Source organism: Mesorhizobium sp. B1-1-7, from assembly GCF_006442705.1.
In the GTDB taxonomy this organism is placed as follows: Bacteria; Pseudomonadota; Alphaproteobacteria; order Rhizobiales; family Rhizobiaceae; genus Mesorhizobium; species Mesorhizobium opportunistum.
In genome coordinates this window covers 253,339-269,996 of the sequence record NZ_VFWQ01000003.1, presented here as the reverse complement: position 1 = coordinate 269,996, position 16,658 = coordinate 253,339, and the positions used below count along the sequence as shown (strand labels likewise).

14 protein-coding genes are annotated in these 16,658 nt (G+C 62.9%); 12 read left to right on the top strand and 2 right to left on the bottom strand.

The annotated features are described in order from the left end of the window. Window positions 1–32: 32 nt before the first annotated feature. Window positions 33–860, bottom strand: coding sequence for a MurR/RpiR family transcriptional regulator (locus FJ978_RS06040; protein ID WP_140570969.1), 828 nt, complete (start codon window positions 858–860; stop codon window positions 33–35). Window positions 861–995: 135 nt separating this feature from the next. On the opposite strand from FJ978_RS06040, the gene FJ978_RS06035 reads away from it, so the two are divergent. The 12 genes from FJ978_RS06035 (at window position 996) to FJ978_RS05980 (ending at window position 15,354) form a co-directional block, all read left to right on the top strand. After that, window positions 996–1,814, top strand: coding sequence for an N-formylglutamate amidohydrolase (locus FJ978_RS06035; protein WP_140570967.1), 819 nt, complete (start codon window positions 996–998; stop codon window positions 1,812–1,814). A 21-nt stretch (window positions 1,815–1,835) separates the two neighbouring features. After that, a complete protein-coding gene (locus FJ978_RS06030; RefSeq protein ID WP_140570965.1) occupies window positions 1,836–3,392 on the top strand; it encodes an amino acid permease in 1,557 nt (518 codons plus the stop codon). 86 nt (window positions 3,393–3,478) lie between these two features. Beyond that, entirely contained in the window at window positions 3,479–4,849 is a 1,371-nt protein-coding gene (locus FJ978_RS06025; protein WP_140570963.1) for a glutamine synthetase family protein, read from the top strand. 180 nt (window positions 4,850–5,029) lie between these two features. After that, on the top strand, window positions 5,030–6,418 hold the full coding sequence (locus FJ978_RS06020) for an aldehyde dehydrogenase family protein (protein ID WP_140570961.1): 1,389 nt from the start codon (window positions 5,030–5,032) through the stop codon (window positions 6,416–6,418). Window positions 6,419–6,436: 18 nt separating this feature from the next. Then, complete coding sequence (locus FJ978_RS06015; protein ID WP_140570959.1) at window positions 6,437–7,609, top strand: iron-containing alcohol dehydrogenase; 1,173 nt, start codon at window positions 6,437–6,439, stop codon at window positions 7,607–7,609. Between the two features lie 243 nt (window positions 7,610–7,852). Further along, the gene (locus FJ978_RS06010; protein ID WP_140570957.1) at window positions 7,853–8,959 is read left to right on the top strand and encodes an ABC transporter substrate-binding protein; all 1,107 of its coding nucleotides are present in this window, start codon (window positions 7,853–7,855) and stop codon (window positions 8,957–8,959) included. Between the two features lie 187 nt (window positions 8,960–9,146). After that, the gene (locus FJ978_RS06005; RefSeq protein WP_224686349.1) at window positions 9,147–9,941 is read left to right on the top strand and encodes an ABC transporter permease subunit; all 795 of its coding nucleotides are present in this window, start codon (window positions 9,147–9,149) and stop codon (window positions 9,939–9,941) included. Beyond that, entirely contained in the window at window positions 9,938–10,729 is a 792-nt protein-coding gene (locus FJ978_RS06000; RefSeq protein WP_013893093.1) for an ABC transporter permease, read from the top strand. The genes FJ978_RS06005 and FJ978_RS06000 overlap by 4 nt, the downstream gene beginning before the upstream one ends. A gap of 30 nt (window positions 10,730–10,759) precedes the next feature. Further along, window positions 10,760–11,824 carry an ABC transporter ATP-binding protein gene (locus FJ978_RS05995; protein ID WP_013893094.1) on the top strand — a complete coding sequence of 355 codons (1,065 nt, stop codon included), beginning with the start codon at window positions 10,760–10,762 and terminating at the stop codon, window positions 11,822–11,824. 85 nt (window positions 11,825–11,909) lie between these two features. Beyond that, complete coding sequence (locus FJ978_RS05990; RefSeq protein ID WP_013893095.1) at window positions 11,910–13,463, top strand: sodium:proton antiporter; 1,554 nt, start codon at window positions 11,910–11,912, stop codon at window positions 13,461–13,463. 120 nt (window positions 13,464–13,583) lie between these two features. Then, a complete protein-coding gene (locus FJ978_RS05985; protein ID WP_013893096.1) occupies window positions 13,584–14,501 on the top strand; it encodes an endonuclease/exonuclease/phosphatase family protein in 918 nt (305 codons plus the stop codon). Window positions 14,502–14,508: 7 nt separating this feature from the next. Next, complete coding sequence (locus FJ978_RS05980) at window positions 14,509–15,354, top strand: EamA family transporter (protein WP_140570955.1); 846 nt, start codon at window positions 14,509–14,511, stop codon at window positions 15,352–15,354. On the opposite strand, the gene FJ978_RS05975 is transcribed toward FJ978_RS05980, so the two are convergent. Continuing rightward, window positions 15,341–16,576: an MFS transporter gene (locus FJ978_RS05975; RefSeq protein WP_181180376.1), complete on the bottom strand. Its 1,236-nt coding sequence runs from the start codon at window positions 16,574–16,576 to the stop codon at window positions 15,341–15,343. The genes FJ978_RS05980 and FJ978_RS05975 overlap by 14 nt on opposite strands. Between the last annotated feature and the right edge of the window lie 82 nt (window positions 16,577–16,658).

Here is a 16,658-nt window from a genome sequence, read left to right as displayed (position 1 = left end):
TGGAGCCGTTGCGATTTGCCTTGGAAACCTACCTAGCGCAGGCCTTCCATTTCCCGAATACGCCGGGCGCCATCGGCCTCGAGTTGTCTGGTGACGGCGCCGATCAGCGTTTCGGCGACGACGAAAAGCGCTGCCGAGGAATCCCATGCGGAAGGCACGGCGGTGCGTCCGGCGATAACATGGCGGGCAAACCGGGCAATCGGCGACAGCCACTGGTCGGTGAAGAGCACGATCTGAACGCCGCGCTGATGCGCCTTTTCGGCGAAGCGGACGAGGCTGTCCTGGTAGCGCCTGATGTCGAAGATCACCAGCACGTCGCGCTTGCCCATGTCGATCAGCCGGTCGCGCCACATGCTTTCCTGGCCGGCGAGATGGAACACATCGGGCTGGATGACGGCGAGGTGGGCGGCCATGTAGCGCGCCAGCGGATCGGTGAAGCGGCCGCCGATGAGGAATGTCTTGCCGCGCCGCTCGGCAAGCCGGGCGGCAATGTCGGCAAGCTGCCTTTCGGAGAGGTGGCGGAAGGTCTCGCGCATGTTGTCGAGCGTCGCTTCCAGCATCGGCGACACCGTGCCGCCGCCGGGCGAGGGCGGGTTGAGCGTTCGCGTGGCCGGCGATTGTAGTTGCGCCGCCAACTCGTCCTGCAGGCTCGACTGGAATTCCGGATAGTTCTGGAAGCCCAGCCGGGCAACGAAGCGCAGGATCGTCGGCGAGGAGACGCCGGCCGCGGCCGAGAATTCGGCGACCGTCTTGAGGCCGATCAAGGGATAGCTTGCGATCAGCGTCTGGGCCGCGCGACGTTCGCCGGCCGGCATTGTGCCGACGCGGTCGGCGATCAGTTCGGCAATGCTGGAAATCATGTTTTCCCCACCCCTTGGCCTGGCCCACGAGATCGCATTTGACAAAGCCGGCCAAACTGTATGAAATCATCCATAGGGACGCAATGAGGCAAAATACGTAACATACGATACAGCGCTCCCCGGGGACCGCAGACTATGGAGAAAGCACGGCCCGCCAGCCTTGCATCGTCCGATACCGTGAGGGTGACCAACCCGGGCGGATCGAGCCCTTTCGTGCTGACCTGCGATCACGCTTCCAATTTCCTGCCCGCCGAATTCGGCACGCTCGGCCTTGCCACCGAAGACCTTTCCCGCCACATCGCCTGGGATCCCGGTGCGCTGCCGGTGGCGACGCGCATGGCGCAGGCACTTGATGCCACGCTGGTCGAAACCCGCATTTCGCGTCTCGTCATCGACTGCAATCGGCCGCTCGATGCGCCGGACCTGGTGCCGCCGGTCAGCGAGACAACGGCCATACCCGGCAATACGGGCCTGTCGGAAAAACAGCGCGCGGCGCGGATCGCCCTTTCCTGGCAGCCGTTTCACGACGCCATCGAGCATATTGTCGAGGACAGGCTGGTGCGCGGCCAGGAGACGCGCCTGGTGTCCGTGCATTCCTTCACACCGGTCTACAAGGGCCGCAACCGGCCCTGGCATATCGGCATCATCCATGACGATGACCGCCGGCTGGCGTCACCACTGATATCGGCGCTCAAACGGCTCGCCGGCATCGCCGTCGGCGTCAACGAACCCTATTCGCCCGCTGACCGCGTCTATTTCACGCTGGAACGGCATGCACGCTCGCGCGGGCTGGCCTGCGCCATGATCGAAATCCGCAACGATGAAATCTCCGGCGACACCGGGCAGCGGAAATGGGCGGATCTGCTCACGGGTATTTTTTCGGATCTGGAACCAGAGGAGGCCACGCGGCCCAGATCGCATTCAATCAGAAAGTCAGTCCAATCGGCCAGCTGAGAAACAAACAGGGGAATACCAATGGCAGCACCGGGTTATACAGACATTGACAAGGCGGAGGACGTAAAGGCCCTCCATAGCATGGGCTACGCCCAGGAACTGGAGCGGCGTCTCAGCCGTTTCTCGAACTTCGCGGTTTCCTTCTCCATCATCTGCATCCTGTCGGGCGGCATCAACTCGCTGGCGCAAGGCACGTCGGGCGCCGGCGGCATCGGCATCGGCATCGGCTGGCTGGTCGGCTGCTTCGTGTCGCTGACTTTCGCGGTCGCCATGTCGCAGATCAGTTCGGCCTATCCGACCGCCGGCGGCCTCTATCACTGGGGTTCGATTCTCGGCAATCGCGGTACCGGCTGGGTGACGGCCTGGCTCAACCTGCTCGGCCTGATCACCGTTCTCGGCGCCATCAATGTCGGCACCTGGACGTTCTTCATCGGCGCCTTCGGTCCGGCTCTCGGCATCGAAGGCACGCTGACCAACCAGATGATCTTCCTGGTCGTCGTCACCGGTCTTCAGGCACTGATCAACCATCTCGGCATCAAGCTGACGGCCAAGCTGACCGACTTCTCCGGCTATCTGATCTTCTTCGGCGCCATCCTGATCGCGGTGGTCTGCCTGATTTCTGCCGAGCATTGGGACTTCAGCCGTCTCTTCACCTTCCATAACTATTCCGGCGATGCGGGCGGCGGCGTCTGGCCGTCGGTGTCGAATGCCTGGGTGTTCGCGCTTGGCCTGTTGCTGCCGATCTATACGATCACCGGCTACGATGCCTCGGCGCACACCTCGGAAGAAACCATCAAGGCGGCCTCTTCCGTGCCACGCGCCATGGTCATGTCGGTGATCTGGTCGGCCTTGTTCGGCTACCTGTTCCTCGCGGCTTTCGTGCTGATGATCCCGAACATGGACGACGCCGCCAAGCAGGGCTGGAACGTGTTCTTCTGGGCCTTCGACCAGCGCGTCAGCCCCGGCATCAAGGAGTTCGTCTACCTCGTCGTGTTCGTCGCGCAGCTGCTGTGCGGCCTGGCAACCGTCACCTCAGCGTCGCGCATGATCTTCGCCTTCTCGCGTGACGGCGGCCTGCCTGGCTCGTCGGCACTGGCCAAGGTCAGCCCGACCTACCGCACGCCAGTGGCGGCGATCTGGACGGCATCGATCCTGTCGGTGCTGTTCGTCTGGGGCTCGACCCTGGTTTCGGTCGCCGGCACTTCGGCCTACACCATCGTGGTGTCCTGCACCGTCATCTTCCTGTTCCTGTCCTTCACCGTGCCGATCGTGCTCGGCATGCTGGCCTGGGGAACGCCGAAGTGGGACAAGATGGGACCGTGGAACATGGGGCGCGGCGTGTTCATGCTGTTCGCCTTCCTGTCGATCCTGTCGATGATCCTGATCTTCGTCATCGGCATCCAGCCGCCCAACGACTGGGCGCTCTACATCACCGTCGGCTTCTTCATTCTGACGGCGATCGTCTGGTTTGCCTTCGAGCGGAACCGCTTCCAGGGTCCGCCGCTCGGCGACATCATCGCGGCGCGTCAGGCGGCCATCAAGGCAGCGGAGCAGGCGGTCGGCGAGACCGGCCACTGAGATGACCATCACTAACCATGGCCGGCATCGCGCCGGCCATGGTTTCGTTATCCCTTTCAACGACCAAGCACTGGAGTGCCACAGGAATGGCCGGAAATTTCTCGTTCGATCAGTTGAAGAAAGCGGTCTCCAGCGGCGAGATCGACACGGTGCTCGCCTGCATCGTCGACCTGCAGGGCCGGTTGGCGGGAAAGCGATTCCTGGCGCAGTACTTCGTCGATTCCGCGCATAACGAAACGCATGGCTGCAACTATCTGCTGGCCGCCGACATCGATATGGAGCCGGTGCCCGGCTACAAGGCGGCAAGCTGGTCGAAGGGCTATGGCGACTTCGTCATGAAGCCGGATCTCGCCACGCTGCGGCGCATCCCCTGGCTGGAGAAGACCGCGCTGGTGATCTGCGACGTGCTCGACCACCACACCCATGACGACCTGCCGCATTCGCCGCGCGCCATCCTGAAGAAGCAGATCAAGCGGCTGACGGAACGCGGCTATATCGGCTATTTTGCGTCCGAGCTTGAATTCTATCTGTTCAACGAAACCTACGATTCCGCCCGCAAGAAGCACTGGCAGGGTCTCGACACCGCTTCGCCCTATATCGGCGACTACCAGATCGGCATCACCACCAAGGAAGAAGGCGTCATGCGCCGGCTTCGCAACGAGATGGAAGCGGCCGGCATCCCGATCGAGAATTCCAAGGGCGAGTGGGGTCCGGGTCAGGAAGAGATCAATGTGCGCTATGCCGAGGCGCTGGACATGGCCGACCGCCACGTCATCCTGAAGAATGGCGCCAAGGAGATTGCCGAATCCGAGGGCAAGGCGATCTCGTTCATGTCGAAATATAATTACGGGCTCGCCGGCAACTCCAGCCACATCCATAATTCGCTGTGGAGCGCCGACGGCAAGACGCCGCTGTTCTTCGACAAGAAGGCTGATTGGACGCTGTCCACGCTCGGCCAGCAATGGGCGGCGGGCCAGCTCAAATACGCCAAGGAGTTCACCTGGTTCCTGGCGCCCTACATCAACTCCTACAAGCGCTTCCAGGCCGGCACCTTCGCGCCGACCAAGATCATGTGGAGCGAGGACAACCGCACGGCCGGCTTCCGCCTGTGCGGCGAGGGCACCAAGGGCATCCGCATGGAATGCCGCATCGGTGGCGCCGATTTGAACCCCTATCTCGCCTTCGCGGCGCTGATCGCGGCCGGCCTTGCCGGCATCGACGAGAAGCTCGAATTGCAGAAACCCTTCGTCGGCGATGCCTATCAGGCCTCTCGCCTGCCCGAGATTCCGAAGACGCTGCGCGATGCCACCGAGACGCTGGCGAAGTCGAAGATGCTGAAACAGGCGCTTGGCGAGGACGTGCTCGAACACTACGTCCACACCGCCAAGTGGGAGCAGTTCGAATACGATCGCCGCATTACGGATTGGGAACTGCACAGGGGATTCGAGCGGTACTAGATTGGCTGCGAAGCGTCCGCGCTGCCCCTCACCCTCTCCCAGTGAAGAACGGGTGGAGGATGCGTCGACCTTGGAGCGTTCCCTTCTCCCCGTCACTATACGGGGAAGGTGCCGGCGGGCGGATGAGGCAGCACAAAGACCGATGATTTTCGATTTTAAAGAAGTGCGAGGACTTAAACGATGACCGAAACGGTCAAACTCATCACCCCCGTCGATGGCTCGATCTATGCCGAGCGGCCGATCGCAACGGACCAGGCGGTCAATGCGGCAGTCGAGCGCGCCAAGGCGGCGCAGGAGAAGTGGGCGCAGGTGCCGATCGTCGAGCGCGGCAAATACATGCTCGCCATGCTGGAAGCGCTGGTCGCGATGACCGACGAGATCGTGCCGGAGATCGCCTGGCAGATGGGGCGGCCGGTCCGCTATGGCGGCGAGTTCGGAGGCGTCAAGGAACGCACCAACTACATGGTCGAGATCGCCGAGGCGGCGCTCAAATCCGTGCCGGCCTCCAACCCGAAGGACGGGTTCCGCCGCTATGTGAAGAAGGATCCGCTCGGCGTGGTCATGGTTATCGCGCCCTGGAACTATCCCTATCTCACGGCCGTCAACACCATCGTGCCGGCGCTGATGGCCGGCAACAGCGTCATCCTGAAACACGCGGCGCAGACGCTGCTCGTCGGCGAGCGTTTTCAGCAGGCCTTCGACAAGGTCGGCCTGCCCAAGGGCGTGTTCCAGAATGTCGTGCTCAACCATGCCCAGACCGAAAAGCTGCTCGGTTCGGGCAAGATCGACCATGTCAATTTCACCGGCTCGGTCGCCGGCGGCCGTGCCATCGAAAAGGCGGCGGCGGGCACCTTCATGACGCTCGGGCTCGAGCTTGGCGGCAAGGACCCGGCCTATGTGCTGCCCGACGCCAAGATGGACCATGCGGTCGCCAATCTGGTTGACGGCGCCTTCTACAATTCCGGCCAATGCTGCTGCGGCATCGAGCGTGTCTATGTGCACGAAAAGGTCTATGATGAATTCGTCGAGGGCTTCATCGCTGAGACGAAGAACTATGTCGTCGGCAATCCGCTCGATCAGGCAACGACGATGGGGCCGATGGCGCAGGCTCGTTTCGCCGATCTGATCCGCGAGCAGAAGGCCGAGGCGCTGCGCAAGGGTGCCAAGGCGCACATCAACATGAAGGTGGCCAACGACAAGGCTGGCTCGCCCTATCTGGCGCCGGAGGTGCTGACCGAGGTCGATCACCAGATGAGCGTCATGCGCGAGGAGAGTTTCGGTCCGATCGTCGGCATCATGAAGGTGCGCAACGACGAGGAGGCGATCGCGCTAATGAACGACAGTCCCTATGGGCTGACGGCCTCGATCTGGACGCGCGATACCGAGCACGCGGTGGCGATCGGCAACCGCGTCGAGACCGGCACGGTGTTCATGAACCGCTGCGACTATCTCGATCCGGCCCTGGTCTGGACTGGCGTCAAGGACACCGGCAAGGGCGCGGGGCTGTCAGCCATCGGCTACGACAATCTGACCCGGCCGAAATCCTTCCACCTGCGCGAAGCCATCTGATTTTTCGAAAGACAAAAAATGTCCAAGCTGATCTCCAAATGGAACTACCCCACCACCGTTCGCTTCGGCGCCGGGCGTATCAAGGAACTGCCCGAGGTGCTTGGTGCCACCGGCATCAAGCGGCCTCTGTTCGTCACCGATCCGGGCTTGGCCAAACTGCCGGTCGTGGCCTCTACCCTGAAGATCCTCGACGATGCCAAGATCCCATACGGGGTCTTCTCCGAGGTGAGGCCGAACCCGGTCGAGTCCAACCTGACCGCCGGCATTGCCGTGTTCAAGAAGGGCAAGCATGACGGCGTCATCGCTTTCGGCGGCGGCTCGGCGCTCGATCTCGGCAAGCTGATCGCCTTCCAGGCCGGCCAGACGCGGCCGGTGTGGGATTTCGAGGATGTCGACGATTGGTGGACGCGCGCCAATTCGGATGCGATCGCTCCGATCATCGCGGTGCCGACCACGGCCGGCACCGGGTCGGAAGTCGGCCGCGCCGGGGTCATCACCAATGAGGCGACCCACACCAAGAAGGTCATCTTCCATCCCAAGCTGCTGCCGGCGATCGTGATCGCCGATCCGGAATTGTCGGTCGGCATGCCGGACTTCATCACCGCCGGCACCGGCATGGACGCGCTGGCCCATTGCCTCGAAGCCTATTGCGCGCCGGGCTATCATCCGATGGCCGACGGCATTGCGGTCGAAGGCGTGCGTCTGGTGTTCGAAAACCTGCCCAAGGCCTTCGCCAACGGCCGGGATCTCGTCGCCCGCGCGCACATGATGAGTGCCGCCGCGATGGGCGCCACCGCCTTCCAGAAGGGGCTCGGCGCCATCCATTCGCTGTCGCATCCGATCGGTGCGCTCTACGACACCCATCACGGCATGACCAACGCCGTGTTCATGCCCTATGTGCTCGCCTTCAACCGTGACGCCATCGAGGAGCGTATCGCCAGGCTCGCCGCCTACTGTGGCATCAAGGGCGGTTTCGACGGCTTCGCCAAGGCGATCATCAAGCTGCGCAAGGAATTGAAGGTGCCGCATGCGCTGCCGGGCCTGATCAAGGGGCTCGACATGGACAAGAAGCGCAAGGCGCTGATCGCCGACATGGCGGTGGTCGATCCGACGGCCGGCGGCAATCCGGTCAAGCTGACCAAGAAGGCGGCACTGACGCTGCTGGAAAACGCTATCGCCGGCACGATCTGAGACGGCTTGCCGTTGCGGAAAGTTGATCTGAAAATAAGCGCTAACCAAGGGGGAAGGGATGGAGAACAAGGCAGAAAGTGATTAGCCGGAAAAATAAGTGACGGCTAATTGCTACAGCCCGTTAAAAAGAGTTAACTTTTTCTGCTGCCGGCCAATGGTTTCACAAACCTTTCATCTGGCTGTCACACGAAAACGCTACCGCATCGCAGGCGTCCAACGGCGTCAGTTCAACGGAGAGAACACATGTTCAAATTCACGGGGAAAGTGCTTTCCCTTTCGGCCGCGACACTGATGGTGTCGTCGGTGATTTCGTCCGCGGCTTCGCTGGATGATCTCGTCAAGGCCGCCAAGGCTGAAGGCCAGCTAACCACCATCGCGCTGCCGCACGACTGGTGCGGTTACGGCGACGTCATCGCCGGCTTCAAGGCCAAGTATCCCGAAATCACCATCAATGAGCTCAACCCCGATGCCGGCTCCGGCGACGAGGTCGAGGCGATCAAGGCCAACAAGGACAACAAGGGCCCGCAGGCTCCCGACGTCATCGACGTCGGCCTGTCCTTCGGTCCGACCGCCAAGGCCGACGGCCTGCTGATGCCTTACAAGGTGTCGACCTGGGACTCGATCCCGGACAGCGCCAAGGATGCCGACGGCGCCTGGTACGGCGATTACTACGGCGTTCTTTCGTTCATGGTGAACAAGGATCTGATCAAGGAAGCGCCGGCTGACTGGGCGGACCTGCTGAAGCCTGAATTCGCCAACGCGGTTGCCGTCGCCGGTGATCCGCGCGCTTCGAACCAGGCCATCCAGGCGGTTTATGCCGCCGGCCTGTCGTCGGGGGCTGCCGCTGGTGAAGCTGCCGGTACCGCTGGTCTCGACTTCTTCAAGAAGCTCAACGCCGCCGGCAATTTCGTCCCGGTCGTTGGCAAGCCCGCTACGCTCGCCCAAGGCCAGACGCCGATCCTGATCAACTGGGACTATAACGCGCTTGCTGGCCGCGACACGCTGAAGGGCAACCCGCCCGTCGACGTCATCGTGCCGAAGACCGGCGTCGTCGCCGGTGTCTACGTGCAGGCCATCAGCGCCTTTGCGCCGCATCCGAACGCAGCGAAGCTCTGGATGGAATACCTCTATTCCGACGAAGGCCAGGTCGGCTGGCTGAAGGGCTATTGCCACCCGATCCGCTTCAACGATCTCGCCAAGAACGGCAAGATCCCGGCGGACGTGCTGGCCAAGCTGCCGCCGGCGGAATCCTACGCCTCGGCCGCATTCCCGACGCTCGACGAGCAGGGCAAGGCCAAGGAAGTCATCAGCAAGAACTGGGACGCCGTTGTCGGCGCCAACGTCAAGTAAGACTTGAAATCCACCGGGCGGTCGCGAGGCCGCCCGGCCTTCCCTCGAAGACGGTAGCCGGCGCATGACCGACCTCTCGCTTTCAAATCGAACGATTGCCACCAAGCCCGCGCCACCGAACGAGGCGACCGCTTTCCGCTTGCCGACGCAATGGATCGGTGTGGCGCCGTTCTTCATCTTCGCCCTGATGTTCCTGATCCTGCCCACTATCTATCTCGTGGTGGGAGCTTTCCAGCGAAGCGATGGCCAGTTCACGCTGGACAACATCCTGCAACTGGTCAGCGATCCCTCGATCAGCAGTTCCTATTGGGTCTCGATCAAGATCAGTTTCTGGTCGGCCATCATCGGCGCCTTTGCCGGCCTGGCGATTGCCATCGCCATCGTGCGCGGCGGGCTGCCAAGCTGGACGCGTTCCGCGACCCTGACTTTTTCGGGTGTCGCGTCGAATTTCGCGGGCTTGCCGCTCGCCTTCGCGTTCCTGGCCACGCTCGGCCGTGTCGGCATCGTCACGACGCTTCTGCGTGACGTGCTCAATATCAACATCTATGCGATGGGCTTCAATTTCCTCACCACGTCGGGCCTGATCGCGGTCTATCTGTTCTTCCAGATTCCGCTGATGGTGGTCATCATCGTGCCGGCCATTGACGGACTGAAGAAGGAATGGGGCGAGGCGGCAGCGACGCTCGGCGCCACTCAGGCGCAGTATTGGCGCATGGTGGTCATACCGGTGATATGGCCGAGCTTCCTTGGAACCGTCATCCTTCTGTTCGCCAACGCCTTCGGCGCCATCGCCACCGCTTACGCGTTTGCCGGCCCGGCGCTCAACATCGTTCCCATCAAGCTGTACTCGCAGATCAACGGCGACGTGCTGCACAATCCGCAGCTCGGCTATGCCATCGCCTTCGGCATGATCGTCATCACCGGGCTCGCCAATGTCTTCTACATCTGGTTCCGGACTCGCTCGGAGAGGTGGCTGAAATGAAGTCGGGAAAATTCTGGGCCTGGGTCGTCTTCATCATCGGTGCGGCCTATTTCTTCATTCCGCTGATGGCGACGGTCGAGTTTTCGCTGCGCATGCGCCGAGGCGTCCATTCCTTCGACGCCTATCAGATCGTGCTGGGCGACGCGCGCTTCCAGTCGACTTTCCTGTATTCGGTGGTCGCTGCCATCTTCACCATCATTCTGGGTGTACTGATCGTGGTGCCGGCGGCCTACTGGATCCGGCTGCGCCTGCCGCAGCTCAGGCCGATCGTCGAATTCATCACGCTGCTGCCGCTGGTCATTCCGGCCATCGTCATCGTCTTCGGCTATATCAGGATGTACGGCTCCAATTCGCCGCTGCCGTTCCTGGGCAGCAATATGGGCGCCAATGCCTTGCTGGTGATCGGTTACGCGACACTGGCGCTGCCTTACATGTATCGCGCGGTCGATACCGGATTGCGCACCATCGACGTGCGCACCTTGACGGAAGCGGCACAGATCCTGGGCGCCGGCTGGGGAACGATCATCGGCCGCGTCATCCTGCCCAATGTGCTGATCGCCGTGCTGTCGGGCGCCTTCCTGACCTTTGCCATCGTCATCGGCGAGTTCACAATGGCAAGCCTGCTCAATCGCCCGGCCTTCGGCCCGTATCTGCAGAACATCGGCGCCAACCGCGCCTATGAACCGGCAGCCCTTGCGATCATCGCCTTCGCCATTACCTGGGGCTGTATGTCGCTGATCCAGATCCTGTCCCGCTTCGCGCCGAAATCGGCGAACCGCCCGAACTGAACGAAAAGCACTGACCTGAGAGAAAAAGCCATGGCCGAGCCATTCCTGTCCATCCAGCATGTGCGAAAATCCTACGGTTCCAACACCGTGGTCCAAGATTTCAGCCTCGACGTCGAGCCCGGTGAATTCGTTTCCTTCCTCGGGCCGTCCGGTTGCGGCAAGACCACCGTGCTGCGCATGGTCGCCGGCTTTGAGGAGCCGTCGGCCGGCAAGATCGTCGTCGCAGGCAAGGACATTACGAGGCTGAAGCCCAACCAGCGCAATGTCGGCATGGTGTTCCAGGCCTACGCGCTGTTTCCCAACCTGACCGTGGCACAGAACATCGCTTTCGGGCTGAAGGTCGCCGGCATGTCGAAGGCCGATGCCGACAGGCGCGTCGCCGAGATGCTCGACATGATCAAACTGCCGCAGATGGCCGATCGTTATCCCTACCAGCTCTCCGGTGGCCAGCAGCAGCGCATCGCGCTGGCGCGCGCCATCGCGCCGAAGCCGAAGCTTCTGCTGCTCGACGAGCCGCTCTCGGCGCTCGACGCCAAGGTTCGCGTGTCGCTGCGCGAGGAGATCCGCTCGATCCAGAAGAAGCTCGGCATCACCACCATTTTCGTCACCCATGACCAGGAAGAGGCGCTGTCGATCTCCGACCGCATCGCGGTCATGTATGGCGGCAAGGCCGAGCAGGTCGGCACGCCGTTCGAGATCTACAACCGGCCGGCGACCAAGTTCGTCGCCAATTTCGTCGGCACGCTGAACGTGCTCGAAGGCAAGGTCACCGATGCCGCGGCCGGCACGGTGCAGGTGAACACGCAGGAAGTCTCGCTCAAGGGCAAGCTCAATGGTTCGAAGTCCGGCGACACGCTGTCGCTGGCGCTGCGGCCGGAAGCGATTTCGCTCGGCCGCCAGCCTGGCCGCGATTCCAGCCTGTCCGGCGAGATTTCCGAAGTCCACTTCCTCGGCTCGGTCATCCGTGTTCGCGTCGGCATCGGCGGCAACACGGTTTCGCTCGACACGTTCAACAGCCCGGCGACGCCGCCGCCCGCCGTCGGCGAGAAGGCCGAGATTTCGTTCTCGTCGGGCGACATGCTGGTACTTCACTAACCACGGCGCTACCAGACGGCACGTAACTGCCTACTGTAATGACTTTGGCACTGCCAATCGGCTTGTTCCGTCGCTACGATGAGCCATGGCTCTTTTCGAACTGACGCTTGTCCTGCTTTTGACCGCCGTTGCGCTGACGGCGCTGTCGCGACGGCTGGAGATTCCCTATCCGTCGCTGCTGGCGCTGGCCGGGGTTGCGATCGCCTTCGTACCAGGTGCGCCAACGATCGAGATCGATCCGGAACTGGCGCTTGCCCTGTTCATCGCGCCGGTGCTTCTCGATGCCGCCTATGACACGTCGCTGCGCGACCTCAAGCGCTACCGGCTGTCGCTGGCGCTGCTGGCGCTGGGCGCCGTTGTTTTCACCACTGCCGTCGTGGCCTTCGTCGGCTGGAAGATGGCCGGCCTGCCGATCGCGGCGGCCATCGCGCTCGGCGCCATCGTGGCGCCACCGGATGCGGTGGCGGCAAGCGCTGTGCTCAGCCAGTTCAAGGTACCGCATCGCATCACCGCCATCCTGCAAGGCGAGAGCCTGCTCAACGACGCCACCGCGCTGCTGATCTACCGGTTGGCGGTTTCGGCCGCGCTCGGCTCGATCATGCTGAGCAACGCCGTTCCGACGATCCTGCTGGGGACGATCGGCAGCCTGATCGCGGGTTATCTGTTTGGCCGCATCTCACTCTTGACGCTCACCCGTATCGAGGACGCGGCAAGCAGCACGGTGGTGCAATTCGCCGGGACTTTCGGGGTCTGGATACTGGCTGACAGGCTGGGCCTGTCCGCCATCATCACCATCGTCGTCTATGCCATGACGATTGCGCGCACAGCGCCGCGCCGCATGTCGGCGAGACGCCGCGTCAGCACCTATTCGGTATGGGAATCGGCAGTGTTCGTGCTCAACGTGCTGGCCTTCGTGCTGATGGGCCTGCAGGCGCGTTCGATCGTCGGCCGGCTGGCCGGAGACGGGCAAGGCGAAGCCTTCCTTTTCGCCGCAACGGTGCTGGTCGTCGTTATCGTCGCACGTCTTGTCTGGGTGGCGAGTTACGTCGCGATCATCCGATGGATTGCCCGCTTCGGTGGCAAAGAGGCAAGGCGGGAGTCGCCGACGTTCGGCGGCGCCATTCTCGTCGGCTGGTGCGGCATGCGGGGGCTGGTGACGCTGGTGGTGGCCATTGCACTGCCGGCCAATTTTCCCGGTCGTGATCCGATCGTGCTTGCGGCCTTCGCGGTGGTTCTGGGCACGCTCGTGCTGCAAGGCATGACGCTGAAGCCCCTGCTGCGGATACTCGACTTCGAACGGGATACGACAATAGATCGCGAAGTGGCTCAGGCACGCGTCGCCGTCATGCAGGCCGCGCTCGACGTGTTGAGCCGCAAGACGTCGGCGGCGGCCGCCGTTGTGCGCGAGCAGTATGAGGCTCAGCGTGTGATCGCTGAAAACCCGGACGACGCGCAAGCCGCCACCGAATATGACCGGTTGCGCCTCTATGCCATCAACCGCCAGCGCGACACGCTCGAGGAATTGCGCAGCAACGGCACGATCGGCGATGAAGCCTATCACCGGCTGGAGGAAGAGATCGACTGGTCGGAACTGGCGGCGTCGCCGGCTGGCCGGTTCCAACCGCTGACGACCGACTAGGCGGACTAGGCAGCCGGGCCGGCAGGGAGGCTTCTGGCCCAAGCCGATGCCATTTCGCTGCACATTGCAACCAATTCGCCGAACCGCTACTGCCAACGTCGAAATTGAGCCGGATAAGCAATGAAGCTGGTCAGCTACAACATCCAGTACGGGTTCGGCAGCGACGGCCGCTACGATCTTTCGCGCGCGGCGCGGATCGTTGCCGGCGCCGACATCATTGCGCTGCAAGAGGTGGAGCGGCACTGGCAGCGCAGCAATTTCGACGACCAGCCCGAACTGCTTTCACGCCTGCTGCCGGATTATCATTGGGTCTATGGACCGGCCTTCGACATGGACGCCAGCGAGCGGCGCGACGGCCGCCTGGTCAATCGGCGCCGGCAGTTCGGCACCATGGTGCTGTCGAAGCTGCCGATCGCCTGGTCGCGGCTTCACGCGCTGCCGATGCGGCGTACGCTGCGGCCGCTCAACACCCGCAACGCTGCACTCGAATGCATGATCCGCACACCGGCCGGGCCGCTGCGGGTGCTGTCGCTGCACCTCGCCCACATCGCGGCGGAGGAGCGGCTGGAGCAGATCGACTATCTGCTCGCCCAACACCGCCGGGCGCCTTCCGAGGGTGGCCCGTGGAGCGGCGCCGACGACGAGCCGTCGCGCAACTGGACCAGCGGCGAGGCCGAGCCGGAAAATCCGCTGGCGGCGATCTGGATGGGCGATTTCAACATGGAGCCGGGCAGCGCGGAATACCGCCGCATCGTCGGCAGCACGCCCTATCATCGCGGTGCCGCCTATCTGGACGGCTTCGTTGACGCAGCCGCTGTCGCCAGCGAGCCGGTCCTGGATTTCCACACCCGGGATTTCCACACTCATGTGAAGACCATCGACGGCAAACTGACGAACCGCCGGCTCGACCATTGCTTTGTCGGCGGCATGTTCGCGGGCCGCGTGCGCTCGGTTGGCGCCGACATCGGCGAGGTTGCGTCTGATCATTTTCCGCTGCGGATCGACATCGATCTGGAGACGCCGGGCATCGCCACATGAGCTGTGCATGACCCTGTTCGTCTTCTTCGCGGTGCTTGCCGCCGCCGCCATGCACGCGATCTGGAACGCGCTGGTCAAGGTCCATCTCGACCGTTTCCTGTCGATCACGCTGATGACGCTGGGCATGGGTGTCGCGGGCCTGGTGGTATTGCCCTTCGTCGAGGTGCCGAAGGCAGAAGTATGGCCCTACATCGTCGCCTCGGTCTTCTTTCACATGGGCTACCGCACCTTCCTGATCGGCGCCTACCAGGCCGGCGATTTCGCCCAGACCTATCCGCTGGCGCGCGGCACGGCACCTTTGCTGGCAGCCCTCGGCGGCATGTTCGTCGTTGCCGAAGTGCCGGCGCCGCTTGCCATTCTGGGCATCTTCCTGTTGTCGGCCGGCACGCTGGTGATGTCGTTTCGCGGCGGCGCGCATCTGGAGAAGCTGAACCTGCGCGCGGTCGGTTTTGCGCTCGGCACATCGATCTTCATCGCCAGCTACACGCTGTCGGACGGCAGCGGCGCGCGGCTGGCGGCCACCGCGCAGAGCTATGCCGCCTGGCTGTTCATTTGCGATGCTTTTGGCGCCCTGGTGCTGTGCCTGATCTTCCGGGGTCCCAAGGCGCTTCCTGTTCTGGCGCGCGACTGGAAGACCGGACTGTTCACAGGCGTGCTCAGCGGCGCTGCCTACTGGATCGTGATGTGGGCGATGACCAAGGCGCCGATCGCCTCGGTGGCCTCGCTGCGCGAGACCTCGATCCTGTTTGCCATGATGATCTCGGTCTTCGCGCTCGGCGAGAAGATGACGGGCTGGCGCGGCGCGGCCGCGCTCAGCATTGTCGCCGGTGTGGTGGCGCTCAGACTCGGCTGACCTCGTGGTCCAGCACCGTCATGACCTGGCCGCGCCGTTCGGGACTGAAGCGGATGACGACGATGATGCAGATGGCGACCACGCCGGCAAACAGCGCCAGTGCGTAGCCATAGCTGCCTCCGGGCGCTTCGGCGATGCCGGCCTGATACGGGCCGCCATAGGACGCCGCCAGATTGCCGGCCTGGTAGATGAAACCGGGCAAGGTCGCGCGCACCGCGCCGGGCGACAGCTCGTTCAAATGCACCGGGATGACACCCCAGGCGCCCTGGACGGCGACCTGCATGACGAAGGCGCCGACGGCGAGCATGAACGGTGTCGAGCTGTAGGCCCATAGCGGAATCGACGGCAGCGCTATCAGGCAGGCGAGCGTGATGGCGTTGACGCGGCCGATCTTCTCGGACAACGCGCCGAACGCCAGGCCGCCGACGATGGCGCCGATGTTGGCGACGATGGTGATCCAACTCACCGTATGCGGATCGAAGCCATGCTGCTTCTTCAGGAAGGTCGGATAGAGATCCTGCGTGCCATGGCTGAAGAAATTGAAGAACATCATCAGCACGACGGCATAGAGCGCAATACCCCAGTGCTTGCGCAGCGTTTCCAGCATGCCGGGCCTGGCGGTCTTCTGCGCCTCGACGAAGGCCGGCGATTCCGGCACATGCGAGCGGATGAAGAGCACGATCAGCGCCGGGATGAAGGAGAGCAGGAACATGGCACGCCAGCCGATCGTGTAACCGGCGATCGTCTGCTGATAGAGCAGGCCATAGACCACGGCCGCCAGCAGGTAGCCGGCTGGATAGCCGCATTGCAGGATGCCCGAGATGAAGCCGCGTGCGCTCGGCGGGACGGATTCCATGGCGAGCGAACTGCCGAGCCCCCATTCGCCGCCCATGGCGATGCCGAACAGCGCACGCAGCGCCAGGAAGATGCCGAGACTGGGCGAGAAGGCGGCGAGTGCGCCGATCACCGAGTAGCTGACGATGTTGAGCATGAGGATGGGTTTGCGCCCGTATTTGTCGGCGAGCATGCCAAAGAAGAACGCGCCGATGAAGCGCATCGCCAAGGTCAGGAACAGTGCCTTTGAGACCGCCGGGACGTCTGTCTGGAATTCACTCGCAATATCGGTGAGCAGGAATGTCAGCAGGAAGAAATCAAAAGCGTCCAGCGTCCACCCCAGGAACGAGGCCAGGACGGTTTTCTTCTGCTCGGCAGTGAGGTTCAAGGCGTCCTCCTTTGTATCCCCCAAAGGAACGATATGTCGCCCGATTGGCAAAAGAGAACAGCATTCAGCCGGCCTTCGAAAG